Origin of the sequence: Leeuwenhoekiella aequorea (assembly GCF_004104375.1) — a bacterium.
Lineage (GTDB): Bacteria > Bacteroidota > Bacteroidia > Flavobacteriales > Flavobacteriaceae > Leeuwenhoekiella > Leeuwenhoekiella aequorea.
Genome location: NZ_QOVM01000008.1, coordinates 15,964 through 38,033, shown reverse-complemented (window position 1 = coordinate 38,033; position 22,070 = coordinate 15,964). Strand labels below are relative to the sequence as shown.

The 22,070-nt window shown below is 34.0% G+C and carries 20 protein-coding genes; all 20 read left to right on the top strand.

Features of this window, described 5'->3' with window-relative positions; all coding sequences use genetic code 11:
- Positions 1-5: 5 nt before the first annotated feature.
- The 20 genes from rfbF to DSM00_RS14680 all read left to right on the top strand — a co-directional run bounded on the left by rfbF (position 6) and on the right by DSM00_RS14680 (position 22,003).
- Entirely contained in the window at positions 6-782 is a 777-nt protein-coding gene (gene rfbF / locus DSM00_RS14775) for a glucose-1-phosphate cytidylyltransferase (RefSeq protein WP_128758754.1), read from the top strand.
- Positions 770-1,840, top strand: coding sequence for a CDP-glucose 4,6-dehydratase (gene rfbG, locus DSM00_RS14770; RefSeq protein WP_128758753.1), 1,071 nt, complete (start codon positions 770-772; stop codon positions 1,838-1,840). Before rfbF ends, rfbG begins: the two co-directional genes overlap by 13 nt.
- A 5-nt stretch (positions 1,841-1,845) precedes the next feature.
- Positions 1,846-3,171, top strand: coding sequence for a lipopolysaccharide biosynthesis protein RfbH (gene rfbH, locus DSM00_RS14765; protein WP_128758752.1), 1,326 nt, complete (start codon positions 1,846-1,848; stop codon positions 3,169-3,171).
- Positions 3,172-3,174: 3 nt separating this feature from the next.
- The gene (locus DSM00_RS14760; RefSeq protein WP_164916355.1) at positions 3,175-4,056 is read left to right on the top strand and encodes an NAD-dependent epimerase/dehydratase family protein; all 882 of its coding nucleotides are present in this window, start codon (positions 3,175-3,177) and stop codon (positions 4,054-4,056) included.
- On the top strand, positions 4,053-5,078 hold the full coding sequence (locus DSM00_RS14755; RefSeq protein WP_128758750.1) for a GDP-mannose 4,6-dehydratase: 1,026 nt from the start codon (positions 4,053-4,055) through the stop codon (positions 5,076-5,078). Before DSM00_RS14760 ends, DSM00_RS14755 begins: the two co-directional genes overlap by 4 nt.
- Positions 5,075-6,340, top strand: a complete 1,266-nt coding sequence (locus tag DSM00_RS14750) for a protoporphyrinogen/coproporphyrinogen oxidase (RefSeq protein WP_128758749.1) — start codon at positions 5,075-5,077, stop codon at positions 6,338-6,340. Before DSM00_RS14755 ends, DSM00_RS14750 begins: the two co-directional genes overlap by 4 nt.
- On the top strand, positions 6,337-7,455 hold the full coding sequence (locus DSM00_RS14745; protein ID WP_128758748.1) for a glycosyltransferase family protein: 1,119 nt from the start codon (positions 6,337-6,339) through the stop codon (positions 7,453-7,455). Before DSM00_RS14750 ends, DSM00_RS14745 begins: the two co-directional genes overlap by 4 nt.
- Positions 7,456-7,475: 20 nt before the next feature.
- A complete protein-coding gene (locus DSM00_RS14740) occupies positions 7,476-8,342 on the top strand; it encodes a glycosyltransferase family 2 protein (protein WP_128758747.1) in 867 nt (288 codons plus the stop codon).
- A 33-nt stretch (positions 8,343-8,375) separates the two neighbouring features.
- Positions 8,376-9,851: a lipopolysaccharide biosynthesis protein gene (locus tag DSM00_RS14735; protein WP_128758746.1), complete on the top strand. Its 1,476-nt coding sequence runs from the start codon at positions 8,376-8,378 to the stop codon at positions 9,849-9,851.
- Between the two features lie 5 nt (positions 9,852-9,856).
- Positions 9,857-10,645, top strand: a complete 789-nt coding sequence (locus DSM00_RS14730) for a glycosyltransferase family 2 protein (protein WP_128758745.1) — start codon at positions 9,857-9,859, stop codon at positions 10,643-10,645.
- The gene (locus DSM00_RS14725) at positions 10,642-11,814 is read left to right on the top strand and encodes a glycosyltransferase (protein ID WP_128758744.1); all 1,173 of its coding nucleotides are present in this window, start codon (positions 10,642-10,644) and stop codon (positions 11,812-11,814) included. Before DSM00_RS14730 ends, DSM00_RS14725 begins: the two co-directional genes overlap by 4 nt.
- 317 nt (positions 11,815-12,131) lie before the next feature.
- Positions 12,132-13,073, top strand: a complete 942-nt coding sequence (locus tag DSM00_RS14720) for an O-antigen ligase family protein (RefSeq protein ID WP_164916354.1) — start codon at positions 12,132-12,134, stop codon at positions 13,071-13,073.
- Between the two features lie 7 nt (positions 13,074-13,080).
- Positions 13,081-14,193, top strand: a complete 1,113-nt coding sequence (locus DSM00_RS14715) for a glycosyltransferase (protein WP_128758742.1) — start codon at positions 13,081-13,083, stop codon at positions 14,191-14,193.
- Entirely contained in the window at positions 14,186-15,115 is a 930-nt protein-coding gene (locus DSM00_RS14710) for a glycosyltransferase family A protein (protein WP_128758741.1), read from the top strand. The genes DSM00_RS14715 and DSM00_RS14710 overlap by 8 nt, the downstream gene beginning before the upstream one ends.
- Before the next feature lies 1 nt (position 15,116).
- Positions 15,117-15,677: a WcaF family extracellular polysaccharide biosynthesis acetyltransferase gene (locus DSM00_RS14705; RefSeq protein WP_128758740.1), complete on the top strand. Its 561-nt coding sequence runs from the start codon at positions 15,117-15,119 to the stop codon at positions 15,675-15,677.
- The gene (locus DSM00_RS14700; RefSeq protein ID WP_128758739.1) at positions 15,674-16,609 is read left to right on the top strand and encodes a UDP-glucuronic acid decarboxylase family protein; all 936 of its coding nucleotides are present in this window, start codon (positions 15,674-15,676) and stop codon (positions 16,607-16,609) included. Before DSM00_RS14705 ends, DSM00_RS14700 begins: the two co-directional genes overlap by 4 nt.
- A gap of 6 nt (positions 16,610-16,615) precedes the next feature.
- Positions 16,616-17,383 (top strand): glycosyltransferase family 2 protein, encoded by a 768-nt coding sequence (locus tag DSM00_RS14695; protein ID WP_128758738.1) that lies wholly within the window; start codon positions 16,616-16,618, stop codon positions 17,381-17,383.
- A gap of 11 nt (positions 17,384-17,394) precedes the next feature.
- The gene (locus DSM00_RS14690) at positions 17,395-18,741 is read left to right on the top strand and encodes an exopolysaccharide biosynthesis polyprenyl glycosylphosphotransferase (protein ID WP_128758737.1); all 1,347 of its coding nucleotides are present in this window, start codon (positions 17,395-17,397) and stop codon (positions 18,739-18,741) included.
- Positions 18,742-18,798: 57 nt separating this feature from the next.
- A complete protein-coding gene (locus tag DSM00_RS14685) occupies positions 18,799-19,599 on the top strand; it encodes a polysaccharide biosynthesis/export family protein (RefSeq protein ID WP_128758736.1) in 801 nt (266 codons plus the stop codon).
- A gap of 22 nt (positions 19,600-19,621) precedes the next feature.
- Positions 19,622-22,003 carry a GumC family protein gene (locus tag DSM00_RS14680; protein ID WP_128758735.1) on the top strand — a complete coding sequence of 794 codons (2,382 nt, stop codon included), beginning with the start codon at positions 19,622-19,624 and terminating at the stop codon, positions 22,001-22,003.
- Positions 22,004-22,070 lie beyond the last annotated feature (67 nt).

The following is a 22,070-nucleotide window of genomic DNA, read 5'->3' as shown; positions in this document are numbered from 1 at the left end:
TAAGTATGAAACTTGTAATTTTAGCAGGCGGGCTCGGAACCCGTTTAAGTGAAGAAACGGTGTCAAAACCAAAGCCTATGGTAGAAATTGGGGGTAAACCTATTCTATGGCATATTATGAAAATGTACTCTCATCACGGGATTAATGATTTTATCATTTGCTGTGGGTATAAAGGGTACGTTATAAAAGAATATTTCGCTAATTATTTTCTGCATCAATCGGATGTTACGTTTAACATGAAAGATAATAAAATGATTGTTCATGAAAAGCGAGCTGAACCCTGGACCGTAACCCTTGTAGATACTGGTGATGAGTCTATGACCGGTGGTAGACTTAGACGCGTATCAGAGTATCTGAAAGATGAAGAAGCTTTCTGTTTTACTTACGGGGATGGAGTTTCAGATATCGATATTAAGGCATTGATTAATTTTCACAAATCTCATGGTAAAGACGCCACACTAACAGCAACATTTCCTCCGGGAAGATTTGGAGCTTTAGATATTCAAGATAACCAGGTAAAGCGCTTTCAGGAAAAGCCTAAAGGAGATGGAGCTCGTATTAATGGTGGCTTTTTTGTGCTCTCACCAAAAGTAATAGATCGTATTCCCGGAGATGATTCAACTTGGGAGCAAGAACCTTTAAAAGGTCTTGCAACAGATGGCCAGCTTATGAGTTACAGTCATAATGGATTCTGGCAACCTATGGACACGCTGAGAGATAAGAATATGCTGGAAGAGCTCTGGGATTCTAATAAAGCCCCCTGGAAATTATGGAAGGATTAAATAGAAGGGTAAATCCCTCATTTTGGAAGGGAAAAAAAGTATTTCTTACAGGGCATACCGGTTTTAAAGGAAGTTGGCTATCCATTTGGTTATCTGAACTTGGTGCTGAAGTCAAAGGATATTCACTAGCTCCAAATACAACACCGGCTCTGTTTGAAGAAGCTCGAATAGCTGAACTGGTAAATTCTGAAATAGGGGATATACGTGATTTTCAAAATTTAAAAAAATCTATTGAAGAATTTAATCCTGATGTACTTATTCATATGGCAGCGCAGCCTTTGGTGCGACTATCTTATGAAGAGCCACTTGAAACATTTGAGACCAATGTTATGGGTACTGCAAATGTCTTGCAAGCTGCCAGAAGTTCTAAGAATTTAAAAGCTATCGTATCTGTTACTACAGATAAATGTTATGAAAATAAAGAGTGGCCCTGGGGCTATCGCGAATATGAGCCTATGGGAGGGCACGACCCCTACAGTGCTAGTAAAGGTTGTGCAGAATTGGTAACAGCTGCTTATCGGAAATCTTTTTTTTCAACAGAGAATACCGCTAATCTTGCTTCTGCACGTGCAGGAAATGTAATCGGAGGTGGAGATTGGGCTGTAGACAGGTTGATACCAGATATTTTAAAAGCTTTTGAGAAAGAGGAAGCTGTAGTGATACGTAACCCCCTATCTACGCGCCCCTGGCAACATGTATTGGAGCCTTTGTCTGGTTATTTAATTTTGGCAGAAGCATTATATGAACAAGGAGCTTCTTATGCAGAAGGATGGAATTTTGGTCCTAAGGACGAAGATTGTAGACCGGTGACCTGGATATTGGATGAAATGGTCGAAAAATGGGAGGGAACAGCAACCTGGGAATTGGATAAAAACACGAATCCTCATGAGGCGGGTTTTTTAAAATTAGATTGTTCTAAAGCCAAAGCCCAATTAAAGTGGGAGCCCACCTGGAATTTACAAGAAACGCTCTCGAGAATTATTTCCTGGCATCAATCCTGGTTAAAGGGGGCTGATGTTCAAGAATTGTGTAAAAAAGAAATTGCTAATTATAATTAGGTAAAATGGAAACAGTAAATAAAGAAGAAATATTGCGTAAAGAAATTGCAGATCTGGTAACGAAATTTGCAGAAGAAAAATACAAACCTAAAGCATTTGAGCCCGGGAAAACGGTGATACCTCCTGCGGGAAAAGTCTTAGACAAGCACGAAATTCTAAATATGGTTGAAGCTTCATTAGACGGCTGGTTAACGACCGGTCGATTTAATGAACTTTTTGAGCGGAAGCTTGAAAAATTTCTTGGGGTTAAACATTGTTTGACTGTGAATTCAGGATCTTCAGCAAATTTAGTTGCGTTTTCAACACTTACCTCTCCAAAATTGGGTGATCGCGCCATTAAAAAGGGAGATGAAGTAATAGGAGTAGCAGCCGGTTTTCCCACAACTGTAAATCCCATTATCCAATTTGGGGCAGTTCCCGTTTTTGTTGATGTTGATATAGATACACACAACATCAATGCCGACCTTGTAGAAGCAGCAATTACGCCTAAGACTAAAGCAATCATGCTGGCACACACCTTAGGTAATCCTTTTGATTTAGGTAAAATTCGTGCCCTATGTAATAAGTATAAGCTTTGGTTAATTGAAGATACATGCGATGCATTGGGGGCAACCTACAATGGTCAACTTTGCGGAACCTTTGGAGATCTTGCTACCTTAAGTTTTTATCCTGCACATCATATCACCATGGGTGAAGGAGGAGTTGTATTTACAAACAATTCAGAATTAAAAACAATTGCAGAATCTTTTAGAGATTGGGGTAGAGATTGTTATTGTCCACCGGGCTGTGATAACACTTGCGGCTGCCGCTTTGAGCAAAAACATGGCGAGTTACCGTACGGTTATGACCATAAATACGTTTATTCACATTCAGGGTATAATCTTAAAATAACAGACATGCAGGCGGCTTGTGGTCTTGCTCAGATTGATAAGGCTCAGGGATTTATTGATAAGAGAAGAGAAAACTTTAAGTTACTATATAGCAGACTGGAATCATTGACCGATTTTATTAAATTACCGGTGACAACTCCCAATAGTAACCCTTCCTGGTTTGGATTTCCTATAACTCTTAAAGAAGAAGCAGGAGTTAATAGAGTAGATTTATTGAGATACTTAGATGACAATAAAATAGGTTCTAGACTACTTTTTGCAGGAAACTTAACCAAACAACCTTACTTCAAGGATGTTGATTATCGAGTTGTAGGGGATCTGAAAAACACAGATGAAACAATGAACAGTACCTTCTGGATTGGCATTTATCCTGCTTTAGGACAGGAACATTTTGATTTTGTTGGGGAAAAACTGGAAGAATTTTTTGGATTAAATTTTTAAATTTTGCGAAAAATACTAATCACTGGTGCTACGGGATTCTTGGGAAGTTATCTAGTAAAGAACTTTCTAAGTAGAGGTTTTGAAGTAATAATATTAAAAAGATCAGAATCAAATATCTGGAGAATAGAAGAAGAATTGAAAGTATGTAAAGCTTTTAATATTAATGAAAAGCCTATTGAAGAAATATTTTCAGAATCTAAACCAGAATTAGTTATTCATACTATTTGCAATTATGGCAGAAAAGGAAGTGATCTCAGTGAATTAATTGATACTAACATACTGCTTGGATGTAAAATTTTAGAACAGGCGGTAAGAGTAGGCGTTAAGGTATTTATTAATACAGATACATTATTGCCGCGTAGCATTAATGATTACAGCTTGTCTAAGGGGCAATTTGCAACTTGGTTAAAATCTAGGTCTCATGTTATTGATGTTATAAATTTTAGAATTGAGCATATGTATGGACCATTAGATGATTCTAATAAATTTATAAACTGGTTAGTTTCTAAGATGATTGATTCTAATGAGTCACTTATAAACTTAACTTCTGGCATACAAAAGAGAGATTTTATTTTTATTGATGATGTAGTTGACGCATTTAATTTAGTTATTAAACATAGAGACAAACTTTCTGGTTGGAACGAATTAGATTTAGCAACTCAAAAATTTACAAGCGTAAAAGCCTTTATATTAAAAATTGCAGAGCAATTATATGATCTTAAAGGGTTAGATGTTGTTAGTAAGTTGAATTTTGGTGCAGTAGCTTACAGGGAAGCTGAAATTATGGAACCTGTTTTAAATAACTCAACTTTAGCAGATTTAGGATGGGTACCTAAGTATAGCCTTGATGAAGGAATACAAAAAACTTTAAAAAATTATAAATGAAATATTTAATAACAGGCGGATGTGGATTTATAGGAAGTAATCTAGCGGCAGAAGTACTAAAAAGAGGTGAAGAGTTAGTTGTTTTTGATAATCTTTTTCGTTTTGGAAGTTCTTCAAATCTCGATTGGCTAAGGTTAAAAGGTGATTTTAAATATTACCCATTTGATATAAGAAATGCGAACGATGTTGAAACCGTTATAAGAACGGAAAAGCCAGATGTTGTATTTCATCTTGCCGGTCAGGTTGCTATGACAACTTCCATTGCAAATCCCAGAATGGATTTTGAAATTAATGCATTAGGTACTTTCAACTTATTAGAAAGTATTCGCAAATATGCACCTGATGCTCAAATACTATATTCTTCATCCAATAAAGTATATGGAGATTTTGCCGATCTAAATTTTGAAGAAAAAGATACCCGATATGTTTGTACAGAATATCCTAAGGGTTTTCCAGAAACGTATCCTTTAGATTTTCATTCTCCCTATGGTTGTTCAAAAGGAGCAGCAGATCAATATTTATTAGATTTTCATAGGATTTATGGTTTAAAGACGGTTGTGTTTAGACACTCTTCTATGTATGGTGGTAACCAGCATGCAACTATAGATCAGGGTTGGGTAGGCTGGTTTATCCAAAAAGCTTTAGAAATCAAGAAGGGTAGTGTCCAGCAAAAGTTTACTATATCTGGAAATGGTAAGCAGGTGCGGGATGTATTACACGCTGATGATGTTGTAAATCTGTATTTTAAGGCAGTAGATAATATTGCTACAGCAAAAGGCAATGTTTTTAATATAGGTGGAGGTATTGTGAACAGTTTATCCCTTTTAGAACTTTTTAAGCTTTTAGAAGAATTACTAGATATAAAAATGGAATATAAGCAGCTGCCATTTAGAGAAAGCGATCAACTAGTTTTTGTCGCAGACAATACCAAAGCAAACAAAATTTTAGATTGGAAAATCAATACAAATACCCGATCGGGTATTGAGCAAAGTTTGGAATGGGCTAATTTTAATTTGAAATGAAAACTATTATACTAGGTGCAGGTATAGCTGGTCTTTCTGCGGCATATCAATTAAAAAAAGCAGGTAAAGAATTTGAAATTCTTGAAATGCAAAATACCTATGGTGGGTTACTAGACAAAATTGAATATCGGGGTTTCCGTTTTGATAAAGCAATACATTTATCATTTGCCGATCAACCGGAAGTTAGATCTATTTTTGATCAAACCCCCTATTACAAGCACAATCCAGAAGCCAAAAATTTTGATCGAAAGTATTGGTTACGACATCCTGTTCAGAATAATTTAGCACCTTTGCCAGTTGATGAAAAAGTTAAGATAATAAATGATTTTATAAATCGACCAGAGATTGATATTGAAAATTATAGAGATTGGCTAATTTATCAATACGGTGAACAATTTGCATTAGATTATCCTATAAAGTACACTAAAAAATATTGGACTGTAAATGCTGAAAATTTAGGTGTTGATTGGATTGGTAATAGAATGTATCGCCCGGATATAGAAGAAGTTTTGAAAGGATCTTATACTTCTGAAACTGAAAACGTTTATTATGCTAAAGAAATGCGCTATCCAAAGAAGGGTGGTTACAAAGCTTTTTTAAATCCCTTGATTGAGAAACTGGATGTTAGTTATAATGAAAAAATAATAGAATTAGATTTAGATAATCGGATTTTGAAAACTGAAAATCAAAATCAATATAAATTCTCTAATTTGATTAGTACTATTCCACTACCAGAGTTGATTGAATGTATCAAAGAAGTGCCTGATGAGGTAAAAAAACGTGCAGCAAGGCTCTGGTCTACCAAATTACATCTTATTTCCATTGGCTTTAATAAGCCTGATATACCCAAAGATTTATGGTTTTATATTTATGATGAGGACATTTTAGCTTCAAGAGTTTATTCGCCAAGTTTAAAATCACCTGATAATTGCCCAGAAGGAAAATCTTCTGTTCAATTTGAAATCTATTATTCTGCTTTAACCCCCTTAAAGCACACGGTCGACGAGCTTAAGGCAAATTGTCTATATGCTCTCAAGAAAATGAAGTTGGCGAATGATGAGGATATAGAATTTATAAAATATGATCATTTATCCCACGGTAATGTGGTATTTTATAAGGGTATGGAAGATGATAGGGAAGTTGTGCGTGCCTGGCTTAAGAAAAAAGAAGTGACACTAGCGGGAAGGTTTGGAGCTTGGGAATATTACTGGAGCCATCAGGCAATGGAAAGTGGATTTAAGGCAGCAAAGAAATATTTATGAAAAGAATATTTTTAGTCGGTGATATTATTGGGTCTTATAGATCACAGCTAATACTGAATTATTTCAGCAATAGAAATTATGAATATTCAGTTACTTTACTACCTGTAAATTACTATTTCTTTTCTGGTAGTAGCTTTATCTCTAAATTTTTAAATTTCTTCATATATCTCTTGTATAGCCTCTTAGCTATTTTGGCAATTCTTAGATGTGATATTCTTTTTTATTTGCCAATGAATACTAGGTTTCTATGGACATTAAAACTTGCGAATTTTTTTGGAAAAAAAACAATTTTCGATTTTTATAATTCTCGGTATTTAGTAAGTATTGAAAACATCAAACTTGGAAAAAATTCGGAAAAAAAATATACAAAGAAATTTGACCAATATTCTTTAAAATATTCTACTGCAGTTATATTTTTAAGCGAAAGTGAAGTCTCCTTTTATCAAGAATTACTTGACCCTAAGCTGAAGAATAAGAATGTTAATATTATACCTTTAAAAGGACCTCTTCGAAAAAAAGCTAAGTTGAAAGCATTTAAAAACAAAAGCATTTATAATATATGTTGGTGGGGTAAAGCCTCACAGTTGCATGGTATTGAAAATTTATTGTTAGGATTAAAAGACCTTCAAGGAATACGTAAAGATTTTAAATTAAATCTTTTTGAAAATAATAAATCTCGCGCAAACTATCTCAAAAAATTAGTATCTGAATGTAATTTTGATATCGAAGTCAATGTTTATGATAATTTGACTTTTTCTAATGGATTGGAAAGTTATTTAATAAATAACTGTGATATTTCCTTAGGAAGTTTTGGAGACACATTAATGGCAAAAACTGTTCTTTTAAATAAGGTTGTGGATACAATCAGTTTGGGTATTCCAATGGTTACTCAAAAGTCTAATGCAATCGTTGAGTTTGGTCTTGATCGTAATTTACTTTATTTATCAGAAAATTTAAACTCAGATTCTATTGCTACTACTATAAATATTTTAATGAACACAGAATTTGATATTCAAGGCTATCAGAAAATGACCGAACTTAAATTTAAAAAACTTTTTAGTATTTCATCTTTTGAGAAATCAATAGAAAAGCTTTTATTAAATAATTTTAGTTAATATAGGGATTAGTATAAAAAATGAGTTTTTCAAGAGTTTCCATCATAATTCCTGTTTATAGAGACCTTGAAGGTCTTAAAATCACACTTAATTCTCTGCAACAACAGTCGTATTCTCATTTTGAGATTATTGTTGTTAACGATGGTGGAGATACTCGTATTGATAGTTTTTGTAAAGAGAAAAATATAAAAGTTGAGAATATTTATCCTAATCAAGGTTCTTACAATGCTAGAAATAGGGGTGTAGAAAGTGCACGTGGTGAAATTTTAGCTTTTTTAGATGCAGATATCATTGTCTCGCCAACATGGCTTGAACGGGGAGTTAAAGGCATCACTAACTATGATTATTTAGCGGGTGATGTAAAAATAATTTTAGACCAGGTTAAAAGTATTTCTGAATACCACGATTATTGTACTGCATTTAAGATAGAGAGTTACATGAGTAACTTGTTTTTTGGGGTTACGGCTAATCTTTTTGTTAAGAAAAAAGTGTTTGATAGTGTGGGTTGCTTTGATAATCAATTAAGATCTGGAGGAGATCTTGAATTTGGGAATCGAGTACATAACGCGTCTTTAAGTCAAATATTTGATGCTAGTTGTCAAGTATATCATCCACCCAGAAACCATAAAGAAAAAAAAATTAAATTGAAACGGGTTCAAGATGGGCAGCGGATTCTTATTACCAAATATCCAGATCGATTTGGTTTTTTAAAAAAGAAGTATGGCTTGATAGATTTTGTTAAAGACTTTATGCCGCCTAAAATTAATTATATTAGAAATACTTACATAACTTCCTCAGATTACTCATTTAGCTCTTTTTATTTTTATTCATTTCGACTTAAATATTACCAGAGCTTTTTAAAATATTTTCATAGACATGATTCCTAATGTAGACTTAATTTCATTCGAGGTCAGGCTATTATGAGCTCAACCCAAAAATCAGTTACTACAGGTATCTTCTATACCGCATTATCCAAATACTCAGGAATAGGATTAACGATAGTAATTACATCAATTCTAGCGCGATTAATAACTCCCGCAGAATTTGGTATAGTTGCTATAGCATTGGTGTTTATTACTTTTTTTCAGCTGCTTAGTGACTTTGGAATCGGCCCTGCAATAATTCAAAGCAAAGCTTTAAGTGAAAGGGATATAAAATCTATATTTTTTTTTACCATTATAATAGGTTTTTTAGGAGCTGCTCTTTTTTATACAGTTGCTCCGATAATTAGTGCTTTTTATAATCAAGATGCGTTGACTAATGTGTTGAGATATCTTTCTTTAGCACTTTTTTTGTACGCTTGTAACATTGTGCCAAAATCATTAAACTACAAAAGACTTTTATTTAAAAAAATAGGTGTAATACAAATTGTTGTACAAGCGATAACCGGAGCCCTTGCTATAGTTTTAGCTTTTCGTGGAATGGGGTACATGGCATTAGTTATAAGAAGTTTACTCGACAGTTTCCTTATATTTTTAGGCAGTTATTACCTTTCGCCACTAGGTATTCATTTCAAAATAGAAAAATCTGCTTTGAAAAAAATCTACAGTTTTGCGAGCTATCAATTCCTATTTAATTTTATTAATTATTTTTCAAGAAATGCAGATAATTTATTGATAGGTAAAGTTTTTGGTGCTGCTCCTCTAGGGTTATATGATAAATCCTATCGTTTAATGATGATGCCTGTTCAGAATTTAACTCACGTAATAACGCCAGTTCTATTACCGGTTTTATCAGACTTCCAAAATGATTATTCTCGTATTTATAAAGCATATGAAAAGGTGGTCAAAGTCCTTGCTACAATCGGTTTTCCGCTTTCAGTGTTCTTATATTTTAGTGGTGAACAAATTATTACTATTCTTTATGGTAATCAATGGATAGCGGCAATTCCGGTGTTTAAGATTTTATCCCTTTCAATAGGCATACAGATGGTTTTATCAAGTTCTGGATCAATTTTTCAGGCTATAAATAGAACAGACTTGTTGTTTAAATCTGGATTACTTAGCGCTTTTGTAATGCTGACCGCCATTATTTATGGGGTTTATGTTAAAAACGAGATATATTTTATTCCTATAAGTTTATTAATTGCTTTTATAATAAATTTTAACCAGGGTTTCTATATTTTAATACATATTGGTTTAAAGAAATCATTTAAGAATTTTTTAAAGATTTTTTATTTTCCATTGATATCTACTTTAATTATAGGTTTTGAGTTTAAACTTGTCGAAAAATTTTTAATAATAGATTCACACGTTATTTTTTTAATCCTAAAATCAGTGCTATTTGGGATATCTTTTTTCGTTATTTTACTTTTTAATTCAGAATTTAAAATGTTGCTATTGAATTTTTATAAGAATAAAATTAGAGGAAAGAATTTTTTCAATAGAAAAAAATAGTTTAGATGTCAGATAACTTAGTTTCTGTTATAATACCTGTTTATAACCGGGAAGAATTTATTTTAAAAACTTTAGATAGTGTTTATAATTCAGACTATAGACCTATAGAGTTAGTTTTGATTGATGATGGTTCAAGTGACAAATCATTTGAAATTATTAAGAATTATCAACAAAAGAAAAATGCCGTAGATTTTAAAATAATAGCTCAAAAGCAAATTAATAAAGGTGCTCCCGCTGCTCGCAATTATGGCTATAGCTTAAGTAGTGGTGATTTTATTCAATTTTTGGATAGTGATGATTTAATTGAGTCCAATAAATTTTCTATTCAAATTAAAAATTCTCAAAGTCTCAAAGCTGATTTTATGCTATGTGATTTTATTATGAAGTATATACCTTCAGGCACTACTGTATATCATTCTAATGCTGCTAGAATAAAAAAAATTTTAAAAACCCACGGATCATTTGGGTGTGGATCGCCACTAATTTTAAGAAAATTGGCAGATAAGGTAAAATGGAATGAGAAGTTAAATAGAAATCAAGATGTCGATTATTTTCAAAAAGCAGCATTATTGGCAGATACGTTGATTTACATAGAAAAGCCACTTTATATTTATTTGAGGCATGATCAAGAGCGTATATCTAATATATATACAAAAAGCAATCCGGTTTATTTAGAGAGAATTAAGTCGTTGTTGATTATATTTCCTTTAAAATCTAATAAGATTTATCTAATTATAGCAATTCTAAATCTATTTATGAGCCATCTTAAGTATAAACTAAAATTTAAATTATGAAGGTTCTGTTTTTTGATATTCAGTCGACAGGGCACCATTCTGAATACATTGACCATATAGCTACGTATTTACAAACAAATAAACCTAAAGGTTTATTTATTTTTGTTGTTAACACAAATTTTTATTCAGATTTCAGTTTTATAGTAGATAAGACTAAGGATTTAAATAATGTATTTTGGAAATATGTAGAGGGAGAAAGCTTAAAAAAAATATTTCGGTCTAATCTAATTAGAAGATCGTTTCTAGAGTATTCTTTGATGATGAAGTACGCAAAAAAGTACAATGTTGATGAAATTATCGCTCTATATTTTAATACATTACAAATATCTTGCATTCTCAAAAGAGATAAATATAGAATTAAAGGAATTCTTTTTCAGCAATTTTCTGCTATGGATATTTCTGGTGTTAAGAATAATCTAAAGTATTTTAGAAAAAAAATTACAACCTTATTGTATCTTAAAAACAGTCGTATCAAGAGCATCTTTATCTTAAATGATGCTAAATCTGTAAAATCTTTAAATACTTCTTTCAACACTCATATATTTAAAACACTGCCAGATCCAATACCTAAAATTAATATTTCTGGGCATATTAAGTTCGATGATTTTTATAAGGGAATAAGTAAAGAAAAATTGATCTACTTACATTTTGGAGGTCTAAGTGATAGAAAAGGTACGCTTGAATGTATTGAAGCCTGTAGTTTACTACCTTCAGCTTTACAGAATAAAATTTGCCTATTAATTGTCGGCAAATCTAGTTCTGAAGAATTTGGATTAAAAATTAGTGAAACCATTGAAAAAGCTAAAAAGTTATGTGATGTACAAATTTTATGGTATAAAGACTTTGTTACTAACGAGATGATGAAGATTACTTTTAATGCTGCACATATTGTATTGATGACTAATAAAAATACAGAGGCATCAAGTGGGATTTTAGGTCATGCAGTCGCCTCCAATAGGAAAATTATCGCTCTTGATTCCGGCTTGATAAAAAGGCTGGTTGAGAACTATAGAATAGGCTTCTTGATTAGCGATATTACACCAAATGAGATTGCTAATGCTATAATCTCGACTTTAGACATATCAGAGAAAGAAGTAGAACCAGAAACTTTAGTTTTTTTAAATGAGCGAAATCCATTAGAATTCGCTCATCGTGTTATTTATAATTGATTATAATTTCAATGAGGTTCAATAGCGTACAAATTGCTCTTTGGTTTTGTGTTTTATCCTCATTTGGGTATCCACTACAGTCTGCCTTCGCACTTTTATTTGGTTTAGATTCAGGTATAGTAAATATTTTAAGTAGAGGTTTGTATGCTGGAGTTTTTATGTTATTATTTATATTAAAACTTAATTCTTTCCGGAGACCAAAAAGCTGGTTAATAGCAACGGTAATCTTTTTTGTTATTTATATAATAAGGTTGAGTATTGATATAATTTTTAAAAATATTTCTTTTTCCTCTCGACCCGATTATTTTGTCTTCGCTATGACTATAGCTAATGGTCTGTTACCAATATTGGCTATTTCTTTATATCTAAGAGAAATAGATGTAAAGAAATTAAAATCAAAAATTCATCTCGTATTGACTATAACAGTAACTCTGTTACTCTTATTGATAGGCATTCAATATGGGTTTGCTATTTTTGGTCAATTTAATACACGTATACAATTGTCAGGGACTACTGATGCTACAGAAGGGGAGTTTGTAATAAACTCTATCTTAATAGGTATATATGGTTCTGCTTTAGCAGTATCGAGTTTATTCAATATTTTGATCTTGCGTTACAAGTGGCATTATGTAATGACATTTGGTTTTGGTCTTATCGCAGTATTAATTGCAGGTTCACGAGGACCCGTTCTAAATCTTTTAATTTGTAGTGTTTTTGTTATTTTTTATTATATTAAAAAGAACAAATATAAAATTCATAAAATTTTCTTTTTTATCATATTTGCTTTTTTGGGATTTATAGCACTTGTTACACTGTATTATGACAATTTAATTCAAACAAAAACATTTATTAGAATTACCGAGTCTATTGATAATCGTAAAATGGATAAGAAAGAAGCCCGAGATTTTGAATGGGAAAGTGCTTGGAATCAATTCCAGGATTCTCCTTTTATTGGAGACTCTTATTTAAATAAATTCGATAATTTTTATCCTCATAATTTTTTTTTAGAAGTTTTGATGGCGACCGGGATAATTGGTTTAATCCCAATCCTGTTTTTATTTTACAGTATTTATAAGCATATAAAGTTTAATTTTTCAAGAGAAAACGATTTTAATGTTTTAATATCTATTCTATGTTTTCTTTTGTTCATTACAACAATGACCTCTGGTGGTATTTTCACGATTAGTTATTTTTGGTCGTGCCTTCCACTTTTTTTCTTGAATTACCATTCTTCAAAAACTGTAATAACGAATTTTTAAAATTTAGATGGAAAACAAAGTATGTTGTATTTTCAATTATCCTCCTCATTATAGAGAAGCTATATTTCTGATAATGGAACAGGAATTAGGATGCGACTTTTATTTTGGGGATGTCGAGGAAGGAAAGATCAAGCCCATAGACTATAATTTATTCGAAGGCAATCCAAAGAAATTAGAGACAATTAAAGTCATTGGTAATTTTATAATCTTAAAAAAATCTATTAGAAAATCTTTTGCTCCTTATGAATCTTATATTTTAACTGGAGACCCATTTATAATTTCCGTTTGGGTAATGCTAATAATTAATTATATAACAGGAAAGAAGACATATTTGTGGTGTCATGGATGGTATGGCCGTGAGAATCTTGTAAAGAAAATTTTAAAAAAAGTCTTTTTTAGATTATCAACTGGGGTTTTGCTTTATGGTAATTATGCTAGAGACTTAATGATCGAAGAAGGTTTGAAGGCTAACAAATTACACGTTATTTATAATTCTTTAGATTACTTTAATCAAATTCAATTTAGAGACTCAGCTCCATCCACATCAATAGAAGACATTAATTTTAAGGATAAAGCACCTGTTATAATCTTTACAGGGCGTTTAACAAAAATTAAAAACATTGATTTACTTTTAGAGGCACAAGAAATACTAGTAAAAAGAGGAATTATTGTCAATTCTCTTATAATTGGTGATGGACCCGAATGCAAAGGTTTAAAAAAATTGGTCACAGAATTAAATTTGGAAGATAATTGTCATTTTTTTGGAGCTTGTTATGAAGAATCTGTACTTGCTAGTTTATATAAACTTGCGGACGTTTGTGTCTCCCCTGGTAATGTGGGTTTGACTGCTATTCACGCAATGACTTATGGTTGTCCAGTTATTACCCATGATAACTTTCCAAATCAAATGCCAGAATTTGAAGCAATAAAAGAAGGTCTAACAGGAATGTTCTTTAAATATCAAAATAGTACTGATCTTGCTAGCAAGATAGAAAAGTGGTTGAGTTTGAGTAATGGGAAAGAAGAGATTATACGTAATTCCTGTTATGCTCAAATTGATAATTATTTTAATCCTGAGAGACAAATTTCCATTATTAAAAGCGTAATTCAAAGTGAATAACAATCATTCAACAAGTAAGTTGACAGTGTGTATACCAACTTATAATCGCTCCAAGTATTTAAATCGTACTTTGGATTTTATAGGTAAAGAGGTTGAGTGCTATCCAACACTTCTTAAAAGCATTAAGTTTGTCATTAGTGATAACTGTTCTGATGATAATACTTTTGAAATAGTAAAGTCATATCAGCAGAAATATAATTTTTTAGATTATCGGGTTAATACTGAGAATTTGGGATTGGTCGGTAATCTCCATGTTGTTGCAAAAGATTGTAAAACTGACTTTTTGTGGTTTGTTAGTGATGATGATCACTTAAAAGAAGGTATTTTCAAATTTGTACTTGAAATTCTAAATAGAAATCCAGATTTAAATTTTCTTTTGTTGAACTATACGGTATTTGATAAATCAGCCCATAGAATAAATGGGTTTTTTAAAGATAATAAAAATATAGGTTTAAATTTATTTGAAGAAAACTACGGTTCGCTTTTATTTATAACTGCTTGTGTTTATAGACCTGAAAATATATTAATATTGAGAGGTCATAATTTATTTCATAATCTAGCAGCACCTTTAATATTTTCACTTTATAGCTGTTCTTTAGGGAACGTTTATGTCACCAGTAAAAAATATATAATCTTTAATCCGGGAAATGCAAGTTATGCTAGCTTGCGAAAAGTTTCAAGACTAAAATTTAGGTATTATATTCAAATACTGCTCGATTCATCTAACTATGGATATTCGGAAAGTGCTATTAAAAAGACAATAAGAAATTATTTAAAAAAACAGAATCACGCGCATTTAGTTTATTTGTTTATTGATCCAATAAGAGCTATAAAATTGTACAAATTTTATTCCTTTAAAACATTTAGTACTCTTCCAAAAAATCTCATTAAATTTTTAACCAAGAAACATACTGTGGATTAGAATGAATCGCATTAGACTAGATAAATTTACTTCTACCCATGGCTTGGACCGCGGTGCCTCAAAATCAAAAGAAATTCTATGGTATCTTACCAAGATTCTGTTCTTTTTGAGCGCATTGCCTTATCCTAATCAATTTAAATGTATTTTACTGCGGCTTTTTGGCGCAGAAATTGGAAAAGGCGTTGTAGTTAAGCCTCGAGTAAACATTCATATGCCGTGGAAATTACAAATTGGTAATTATGTTTGGATTGGAGAGGAAGTGTTTATATTAAATTTTGAATTTATTACTATAGGGAATAATGTTTGTATTAGTCAACGTGCTTTTTTATGCGGTGGAAATCACGATTATAGCGATGTATCATTTCGTTATCGCAATGGACCTATTAGTTTAGAAGATGGCTCTTGGGTTGGAGCAAGTGTTTTTTTAGGCCCAAATTCTTATTTAAAAAAAAATTCAATATTAACAGCAGGTTCTGTTGGCTCTGGTATATTTGAGGAAAATATGATTTATCAAGGAAATCCGGCAAAGGCTATTCGTGAACGAAAAATTAAGTTATATTGAAACGTATTTTAATTACCGGAGGCGCCGGATTTATTGGTTCGCATTTATGTGAACGTCTCTTAAAGGAGGGGCACGAAGTGATCTGTTTAGATAATTATTTTACCGGTAGCAAATCAACTATTATTCATTTGCTTGACAACCCCTATTTTGAGTTGGTGCGGCATGATGTCACCGAACCCTATTATGCCGAGGTGGATGAGATTTACAATTTAGCCTGTCCCGCCAGCCCCGTACATTACCAGTATAATCCTATTAAAACCATGAAGACTTCGGTTATGGGAGCCATCAATATGCTGGGGCTTGCCAAACGGGTAAAAGCCAAAATTTTACAGGCCAGTACCTCTGAAGTATATGGCGATCCCATCGTACACCCACAACCCGAAAGCTACTGGGGTAATGTAAATCCTATAGGTCCGCGGTCGTGCTATGATGAGGGGAAACGTTGTGCCGAAACCTTATTTGTAGATTATCACCGCCAGAACCATGTAGCCATTAAAATCGCACGTATTTTTAATACGTATGGGCCTCATATGCATCCTCAGGATGGGCGCGTGGTCTCTAATTTTATCGTACAGGCGTTGAAGGGCGAAGATATTACCATATTTGGTGACGGTACACAAACCCGGTCGTTTCAATATGTAGGTGATTTGATTGAAGGTCTAACCCGCCTGATGAATACGGGATCAGCCGTTTCTGGTCCTGTTAATTTAGGAAATGCCCAAGAATTTACGATGCTTGAACTGGCGGAAACAATTTTGAGTTTAACGGGGTCTGCCTCTCAAATCCGATTTATGCCCTTACCTCAGGATGATCCTAAGCAAAGGCAGCCCGATGTTTCGTTAGCGTTTTCTCAATTAGAGGGTTGGAAGGCTCAAACAGATTTAAAAACCGGTTTGTCTAAAACCATCAGGTATTTTGAAACACTTCTATAATACGTTATGCTAAAAATTTCGGTAATTACCATAGTCTATAACAATAAAAATACGATCGAATCCTGTTTACAAGCGGTTTTAAGTCAGGACTATCCCAATATAGAGCATGTAGTAATTGATGGTGGTTCTACAGACGGAACGCAGCAACTTATTGAAAAATACCAAAATAATCTAGGTTATTATATTTCGGAACCCGATACCGGGCTGTACAATGCCTTAAATAAGGGAATACGTGCAGCTACGGGAGATATCATCGGTATTTTACATTCCGATGATTTTTATCCTAATTCTTCCACATTAGGCGAGGTGGCAGCCGCTTTTGAAGCGACCCATGCCGATGTGGTTTACGGGAACGGGATGTTTGTAAACCGGGAAGATCCTTCTCAGATCAAGCGGGTGTATAAAAGTGCTCCCTTTAGAAAAGCTTTGCTGAATTACGGCTGGGTACCCTTACATACCACCATGTATGCTACAGCGGCTGTATTTGAAACGTATGGAATGTATGAAGAAGGGTATCGCATTGCTGGGGATTATGAGCTGAGTTTACGCTGGTTTAAAAATCCCGATATTCAGTTTTATTTTTTAGACCGATGGTTGGTCCAAATGCGTTTGGGAGGAAAAAGTACGACCGCTGCACTTCAGAAAAAGAAATCTGCAGAAGATTTACACATCATCAGGCGCTATGGCCTGTGGGGTGTATTTACCTTAGCATTCAAAATTGCGCGTAAAATCCCGCAATATCTGGCACCTCGTATTTTTAATACTCCTACCTAAACCTGTAGTTCGTGCGCTTCTCAAAATATACCATTCCGATATCTATTGTTATCCATTTAGTTCTTATCAATGGAATTCTCGGATTTTTTGTACCCGAAACCTATCTGAATTTTTGGGCAATTGTGTACTTCAATTTTTCCTGGATATTGAGCGCCTACTGGCTTAATTTCTATCCTACTGCGCGTAAGGAACGTTTTTGGGAAAACTTCCACCGATTTGTACAGTTGTTAATCGTTTTTGGGTTGGCGTTTTTTGCCTGGTTTGGCTTTAGAAGAGCGGGTATCACAGCATCTGGGAATCCATCCTTTGCCTTAGGTGTTATTTACGCGTGCCTTTTGGTCTATCGGATTTCGTTTTTTTGGGCGCGTAGTAGCTATCGCGAGATGGGGGGGAATCAGGTCAATGTCGTGGTGATCGGTCGGGACCGGAATTTAAAAAAATTGCGTAGTGTTTTTGATGAAGGCGATTTGGGGTATCGCTATAAAGGCTATTTTGACAATCAACATTCAAAAAGCCCTACGTATTTGGGTAAAATAGAAGAGTGTTTTCAGTATGTATTGAACTACAATATCGATCAGATCTTTTGTACTGTTTCCCGCTTGTCACAGGCAGAACTGCTCAACCTGATGGCTTTTGCAGATAACAATATGAAAAAGCTGAAAATCATTCCTGATAATAAAGAAATATTTACCCGGGCGATGACGATTGAGATGTATAGATCTGTACCCGTTTTAAATATGCGGGAATTGCCTCTAGACACGCTATGGGCGCACTGGTCTAAGCGTACTTTTGATGTGATCTTTTCATTATTAGTAATCGTTTGCATTTTGTCGTGGTTGAGTCCTCTAATTTTTATCTTGCAGCGTTTTGATTCTCATGAACCCCTGTTTTTTAAGCAAAAGCGGCATGGGGTAGATCGCAAGGTATTCTGGTGTTATAAATTTAGATCGATGACCACTACAGCCGATGCCGACAAAACTATGATGACCAAAAACGATAAACGGGTGAGCAAGCTGGGGCGTATTTTGCGCCGCACCAGTATTGATGAGTTACCGCAGTTTTATAATGTACTGCTGGGTGATATGAGCGTAGTAGGGCCACGACCCCATATGGAATTGCATACCGAGCTGTATCAAAGCTCTGTAGATAAGTATTTGGTTCGGCATTTTGTCAAACCCGGAATAACCGGTTTGGCACAGGTACGTGGATACCGGGGTGAAATCGTACAACAGGCTGATATTGTCAACCGTACGCGACTCGATATCTTTTATGTTGAAAAATGGTCGCTGCGGTTGGATATTAAAATAATTATCAAAACAGTGCTAAACGCCATTCAGGGCGAGGAGAAAGCTTACTAACCTAAATTAAATGTTTCTTCTTAAAAAGATAATACTATTTTTGAGCAAAATTTACCTATGAAACGTATTTCAATTTTTAGTTTTTATATAGTTGGACTGTTGTTATTCTTTAGCTCCTGCGTATCTCGTAAAGATACTACCTACTTTTACGAGTCTAAAGAATTGCATATACCCGCGACGATAACCATGGAGCAGCCTTCAAAATCATTTCTTACGATACAGCCTAATGATGAATTGACCATTACGGTGAGTGCAATTGAGCAAGAAGCCGCACTTCCTTTCAATCCCCCAATAACAGGTTCTAGCAGAATATCTGGAGGGTCCGTCAACATAGGGGGCGGCTCTCAGTTACAAACCTATTTGGTAGATCAGAACGGGAATATTGAGTTTCCGGTATTGGGTACTATTTATGTACGAGGTCTAACCCGTGTTGCTCTGGCGGAGAAATTGAAAACAATGATTACTGCCTATGTAACCAAACCTATTGTCAATGTAAAACTCTCTAACTTTCAGGTTTCGGTATTGGGAGCCGTACGGAATCCTGGTACCTATACGATTACAAATGAATATTTAACCATACCCAAAGCCTTAGGTTTAGCCGGGGATATGCAGATCTTTGGACGTCGTGATAATGTTCTGGTAATGCGTGAGGAAAATGATAAAGTTACCAAAGCCTACTTAGACCTTACCGATAACAGCATTATTGATTCGGAATATTATTATTTAAAACAAAATGATGTGTTATACGTAGAGCTCAATGATTCTCAACGACAGGCAGGAAGTTTAAACCCGAATAGTGGGTTATTTATATCAGTTGCTTCCGTGTTGATATCTCTAGTGGTTTTATTTGTAAGATAAAAGATTAAACTTGAATACACGTATGAATGATCTGAATGAAGAAATCAATATTAGAGAAGAACTTGATAAGTATTTACGCTACTGGCCATGGTTTATTTTAGGCGTGCTTACCGCTTTAATTATTGCCTTTGTTTATTTAAAATTGAGTGTGCCTGTTTACCAGACCGTAGCCAGTGTCATCATCAAAGATGAAGAAAGCAAAGGTGGTGGGTTAGGTGATGCTGCCGGATTTGCCGATTTGGGTCTCCTGGGAGGTATGAGCACCAATAGTATAGAAAATGAAATAGGACTTCTAAAATCCCGTCGTTTGATGATTAGTACAATACAGGCGCTTAAAGCGAATGTAGAGTATTATGATTTAGAGGGTGTTAAGGAAGATGAGTTGTATTTAAATACACCCTTTCTCGTTGAAGTTATCACCTTAGATGAAGCTTTACTTAGTAAAGCCGCCAGCGCAGCGTTAAATGTGTTTACGGTAGAACCTAAAGAACAAGGAACCCTGACCTTAACCTTTGTGGAAACCGGGAACTCCCAATTGGTAAAAATTGGGGAACTGGTCAATTTACCATTTGGTACGTTTATGTTTAAGGATAATCGTTTTAATGGGAATGGAGAAGAGGTCTCTGCAAAAAACCGGGTATTGGTAAAGGTTAAAAAAGTTGCTGACGTAGCCGATAAATACCGACAAGCTGTACAAATTAATTTAATAGATGATAATGCCACACTTCTGGAGTTCAGCTTAGGAAGTACGGTTAAAGAAAAGGCTCAAAATATTTTAGATCAATTAATTTTTGAATACAATAAAGAGGCCATTGAAGATAAAAATGAAGTGGCGGTAAGTACCGCGCGTTTTATTGACGAGCGTTTGAAAATAATTAGTGGCGAACTCGACACGGTAGAGGTAGGGCTTGAAGAATTTAAAGAAGACAACAGCCTTACCAACATCGAAGCCGAAGCCTCTCTTATTATTGAAAATGCGAGTGAGTATCGAAAGCGCGAGCAGGAATTGCAAACACAACTGTCTATATCGCGATCGATGCTGAGTTTTCTTAAAAATGATTCCGACAACAGTGGGCTGTTACCCGCTAATGTAGGATTAGAGAGCGAATCTGTAAACACACAAATTGCCAACTATAACCAATTGGTTTTAGAACGCAACCGTATCTTAGCCGGTGCTACGGAGTTGAACCCTACCGTTACCCGTTTAAATTCTCAGATTAATCAGCTTAAGGCTAATATTATAAACGGGCTTGAACAAACCTTATCTAACTTACGAATTGCTGAGAATGATTTAAACAGACAATCTCGTTTAATAGGTTCTGAAATTTCTAAGGTTCCTGCTAAAGAGCGTCAATTTAGAGATATCTCAAGACAACAAAATATCAAAGAAGCATTATATATATTTTTGCTACAAAAACGGGAAGAGAATTCTTTATCGTTAGCTGCAACAGCACCTAAAGCAAAAATTGTAGATAGTGCCTATTCTTTAAACATACCCCTATCTCCAAAACCTAAAATTGTTTTAGCTGCTGCTATATTGCTAGGTTTGGCAATACCTTTTCTGGTAATTTATATTAAGCGTTTACTTAATAATAAAATTGAGCGTAGAGAGGATATTGAGAAAATCACTAAATCTATACCTATTGTTGGAGAGCTACCTAGCATCGCAAAAGGAGAGTCTGATCTTATTGTAGAAAATGACCGTTCTGTTTTAGCGGAGTCTTTCAGAATACTTACAACTAATTTGCAATATTTATTAGTTAATGCAAAAAATGAGGATAAAGGGTATTGTATCTATACTACCTCAACTGTAAAAGGAGAAGGGAAAACCTTTACCTCAATCAACCTCGCTATGACATTAGCTAATACCGGTAAAAAGGTTGTGTTAATTGGTGCAGATTTACGTAACCCGCAATTACAGCGTTACGATACGGGTTCTAAAAGTCTTTTAGGTGTAAGTGATTATTTAGTGAATAATGATCACGATCTCAAAGATTTGGTACACGATTCTAAATTTCATGATAATCTTAAATTATTTTTATCAGGTAGTATTCCTCCTAATCCATCTGAATTATTAAGACAGAGCAAATTTGGAACAATGTTAAAGGAACTTCAGGCGAAATTTGATTATGTAATTGTAGATACTGCACCGTCAATGCTCGTTACCGACACATTTTTAATTAGCAAGCACGCAGATCTAATTTTATATGTTACGCGAGCAGGTTACACCGAGAAACGTTTGTTACAATTTGCCGTAGATTCGACAAATGAGGGTAAATTACACGATGTAAGTTTTGTAATAAATGATGTGAAAAATGCAAACTTCGGTTATGGTAATAAATATGGTTATGCATATGGACAAACACAACCTAGTTTATGGGAGCGCTTTAAAAATAGCTTCTAAATAGTTTTAAATACATCATTAATAAAAAGCCCTTAGAATTTAATTCTAAGGGCTTTTTATTTTTTCA

Excerpts from the sequence above, each read along its gene's own strand:
- DSM00_RS14735 (WP_128758746.1), top strand. The coding sequence starts at position 8,376 with ATGAGCTCAACCCAAAAATCAGTTACTACAGGTATCTTCTATACCGCA.
- rfbF (WP_128758754.1), top strand. The coding sequence starts at position 6 with ATGAAACTTGTAATTTTAGCAGGCGGGCTCGGAACCCGTTTAAGTGAA.
- DSM00_RS14755 (WP_128758750.1), top strand. The coding sequence starts at position 4,053 with ATGAAATATTTAATAACAGGCGGATGTGGATTTATAGGAAGTAATCTA.
- DSM00_RS14730 (WP_128758745.1), top strand. The coding sequence starts at position 9,857 with ATGTCAGATAACTTAGTTTCTGTTATAATACCTGTTTATAACCGGGAA.
- DSM00_RS14680 (WP_128758735.1), top strand. The coding sequence starts at position 19,622 with ATGAATGATCTGAATGAAGAAATCAATATTAGAGAAGAACTTGATAAG.
- DSM00_RS14715 (WP_128758742.1), top strand. The coding sequence starts at position 13,081 with ATGGAAAACAAAGTATGTTGTATTTTCAATTATCCTCCTCATTATAGA.
- rfbG (WP_128758753.1), top strand. The coding sequence starts at position 770 with ATGGAAGGATTAAATAGAAGGGTAAATCCCTCATTTTGGAAGGGAAAA.
- DSM00_RS14740 (WP_128758747.1), top strand. The coding sequence starts at position 7,476 with ATGAGTTTTTCAAGAGTTTCCATCATAATTCCTGTTTATAGAGACCTT.
- DSM00_RS14750 (WP_128758749.1), top strand. The coding sequence starts at position 5,075 with ATGAAAACTATTATACTAGGTGCAGGTATAGCTGGTCTTTCTGCGGCA.
- DSM00_RS14695 (WP_128758738.1), top strand. The coding sequence starts at position 16,616 with ATGCTAAAAATTTCGGTAATTACCATAGTCTATAACAATAAAAATACG.
- DSM00_RS14745 (WP_128758748.1), top strand. The coding sequence starts at position 6,337 with ATGAAAAGAATATTTTTAGTCGGTGATATTATTGGGTCTTATAGATCA.
- DSM00_RS14685 (WP_128758736.1), top strand. The coding sequence starts at position 18,799 with ATGAAACGTATTTCAATTTTTAGTTTTTATATAGTTGGACTGTTGTTA.
- rfbH (WP_128758752.1), top strand. The coding sequence starts at position 1,846 with ATGGAAACAGTAAATAAAGAAGAAATATTGCGTAAAGAAATTGCAGAT.
- DSM00_RS14705 (WP_128758740.1), top strand. The coding sequence starts at position 15,117 with ATGAATCGCATTAGACTAGATAAATTTACTTCTACCCATGGCTTGGAC.
- DSM00_RS14725 (WP_128758744.1), top strand. The coding sequence starts at position 10,642 with ATGAAGGTTCTGTTTTTTGATATTCAGTCGACAGGGCACCATTCTGAA.
- DSM00_RS14720 (WP_164916354.1), top strand. The coding sequence starts at position 12,132 with ATGACTATAGCTAATGGTCTGTTACCAATATTGGCTATTTCTTTATAT.